The sequence below is a fragment of the Micromonospora sp. M51 genome (genome assembly GCF_018070305.1).
Lineage (GTDB): Bacteria > Actinomycetota > Actinomycetes > Mycobacteriales > Micromonosporaceae > Micromonospora > Micromonospora parva.
On the sequence record NZ_JAGPXZ010000843.1, the window covers coordinates 1 to 2,448 of the forward strand.

Here is a 2,448-nt window from a genome sequence, read left to right on the forward strand (position 1 = left end):
TTGAGGGTGGAGCGGGGGAGGACCGGCTCGTCGGGTACGCCGGCGGCGAGGGCGACTGTCCCGTCCGGGGCGAGCACGACGACGCTGCCGTAGTGCCGGCTCTCGACGAAGCCGTTGCGCACGACCCGGGCCAGTTCGGCGTAGCGGAAGATGGTCACCGGGGAGTGTTCCCTTCGAGAAGTGGCGGGGGCAGCTCAGCGGTCCGCCGTCCGCGTCGGCCGCCGAAGCGGCCGTTGCGGGCCTGGAGTACGCGGGCGAACTTCGACAGCGAGGCGTTGACCACGAGGTAGATCAGCGCCACCACCAGGAACGTCTGGATCAGCAAATGGGTGTACGAGGCGAGCACCTGCCCGCTGTAGAGCAGCTCGGTGTAGCTGACCACGAAGCCGAGCGAGGTGTCCTTGAGCAGCCCGACCAGCTGGCTGACCAGGGACGGGGCGAGCTGGAGCAACGCCTGTGGCAGGACGACCAGCGCCATCACCTGCCCGCGGCGTAGCCCGACCGCGAGGCCGGCCTCGGTCTGTCCCCGGTCCAGCGCCAGGATGCCGGACCGGAAGATCTCGGCGAACGCCGCCGAGTTGGATACCACCAACGGCACCACGAGCTTCCAGAACAGCGGGAAGTTCAGGCCGTACTGCGGCAGCGCGAACAGCGTCACGTAGATCAGCAGCAGGGTGGGTACGGTCCGGAAGATCTCCACGTACGCCCCGGCCAGCCAGCGCAGCGGTCGGTGCGTCGACAGCCGGCCGAGCGCCAGGATCAGCCCGAGCGCGGCGCTGAGCACCGCGGTCGCGGCGGCGGCGCGCAGCGTCGCCCACAGGCCGTTGAGCAGGTACCGCCAGATCGGCCAGGTGGTGAACGGCTCCCACCGGTCGGCGGCCAGTTCGCCGTGGCTGGCGAACTGGTAGACGGCCGCGGCCAGGGCGCCGGCCAGCCCGACGGCGCCCAGCACGGTGGCGATCCGGATCCGCCGTTGGGCGCGGGGGCCGGGTTCGTCGAAGAGGATCTGTTGGGTCTTGTTCATCGGACGATCGCCAGCCTTCGTTCGAGCAGGCCGGTGACCTGACCGATGATCAGCGCCAGCAGCATGTAGGCGAGGCCGGCGCCGGTGAAGACGGCGATCGGTTGGGCCTCGACCAGGTTCACGTTGTTGGCCGCCTGGGTCAGCTCGACCACGCCGACGGCGGCGGCCAGCGAGGTGTTCATCAGCAGCGCGATGCAGATGTTGCCGATCGGCTGGATCACCGCCCGGAGTCCCTGCGGCAGGATCACGTGCCGTAGGGACTGGCCGAAGGTGAGCCCGATGGCACGGGCCGCCTCGGCCTGGCCCACGCCGACGGTGTTGATCCCGGCGCGGATCGCCTCGGCCAGGTACGCCCCCTCGTACACCGCGATGACGATCGCGGCGGAGGTGAACAGCGGGAACGTGATGCCGATGGTCGGCAGCGCGAACACGAAGAGCACCAGCAGCGCCAGCAGCGGCAGGTTCTGGAACACCTCGACGTACGCGGTGCCGATGGCGCGCAGCAGCGGCACGGGGGCGATCCGCAGGGTGGCCACGACGATGCCCAGCAGCATCGCGCCGACGGTGGTCACGACGGTCAGTTCGACCGTCGTGACCAAGCCGTGGCCCAGCTGGCTCAGGTGGGCGGTGAGGGCTTCCATCGGTACGAGAGACTGCTCAGGAGCCGTCGACGGAACCGAGGGCCGGCGGGGTGGGTGCCCCGCCCTCGACCACCGAGCCGAGGGTGCCCTCCCAGACCTTCGCCCACGTGCCGTCGGCCTGGATCTTCTTCAGCCAGTTGTTGACGAACTCCTTGAACTGCGTGTCCTCCCGGTTGAGGCCGATGCCGTACGCCTCGGTGGTGAAGGGCTCGCCCACCACCTTCATCCCCGGGTTGGCCTTGGCACCCGATGCGAGCAGCGTGAAGTCCTGCACGTACGCGTCGCCGCGCTTCTGCAGCAGGGCCTGCAGCGCCTGCGGGTCGGTGCCGAAGGCGATCTGCTTCGAGCCGGGCGCGGCCGACGGCAGCGCGGTGACGGCGGGGGTGTTCGCCCCGACGATCACGGTCTTGCCGGCGAGGTCCTTGACGCTCTTGATGGAGGTGTCGTCCTTGCGGACCCCGACGGCGAGGCCGGAGGTGAGGTACGGCCCGGCGAAGGCGACCTGGGTGGCCCGTTGCGGGGTGATCGTGTACGTCTGGAAGACGGCGTCGACCGACTTGGCCTGAAGCATGGCCTCGCGGGTCTGGGTGCCGATGGTCGTCGTCTTCACCTCGGGCTTGCCGATGATGTACTTCGCCAGCAGCTTCGCCATGTCGGCGTCGAAGCCCTCGATGGTGCCGCTGACCGGGTTCTGCTGGGCGAGCAGCGGCGCGTCCAGGGAACCGCCGATGTTCAGGTAGCCGCGCTTGCGGATCGCGTCCATGGTCGAGCCGGCCGGGATGT

General features: G+C 69.6%; 4 protein-coding genes. All 4 read right to left on the bottom strand.

Features of this window, described 5'->3' with window-relative positions:
* Window positions 1–158, bottom strand: a 158-nt coding sequence (locus tag KBX53_RS29610) for an asparaginase (protein WP_210862941.1), incomplete at its 3' end; no start/stop codon positions are given.
* Complete coding sequence (locus tag KBX53_RS29615; RefSeq protein WP_051708836.1) at window positions 155–1,024, bottom strand: amino acid ABC transporter permease; 870 nt, start codon at window positions 1,022–1,024, stop codon at window positions 155–157. The genes KBX53_RS29610 and KBX53_RS29615, both read right to left, overlap by 4 nt.
* The gene (locus KBX53_RS29620) at window positions 1,021–1,665 is read right to left on the bottom strand and encodes an amino acid ABC transporter permease (protein WP_030337216.1); all 645 of its coding nucleotides are present in this window, start codon (window positions 1,663–1,665) and stop codon (window positions 1,021–1,023) included. The genes KBX53_RS29615 and KBX53_RS29620 overlap by 4 nt, the downstream gene beginning before the upstream one ends.
* A 16-nt stretch (window positions 1,666–1,681) precedes the next feature.
* Window positions 1,682–2,448, bottom strand: a 767-nt coding sequence (locus KBX53_RS29625; RefSeq protein ID WP_210862939.1) for a glutamate ABC transporter substrate-binding protein, incomplete at its 5' end; no start/stop codon positions are given.

Coding starts and splice junctions, on each gene's coding strand:
- KBX53_RS29615 (WP_051708836.1), bottom strand. CDS start 1,024: ATGAACAAGACCCAACAGATCCTCTTCGACGAACCCGGCCCCCGCGCC.
- KBX53_RS29620 (WP_030337216.1), bottom strand. CDS start 1,665: ATGGAAGCCCTCACCGCCCACCTGAGCCAGCTGGGCCACGGCTTGGTC.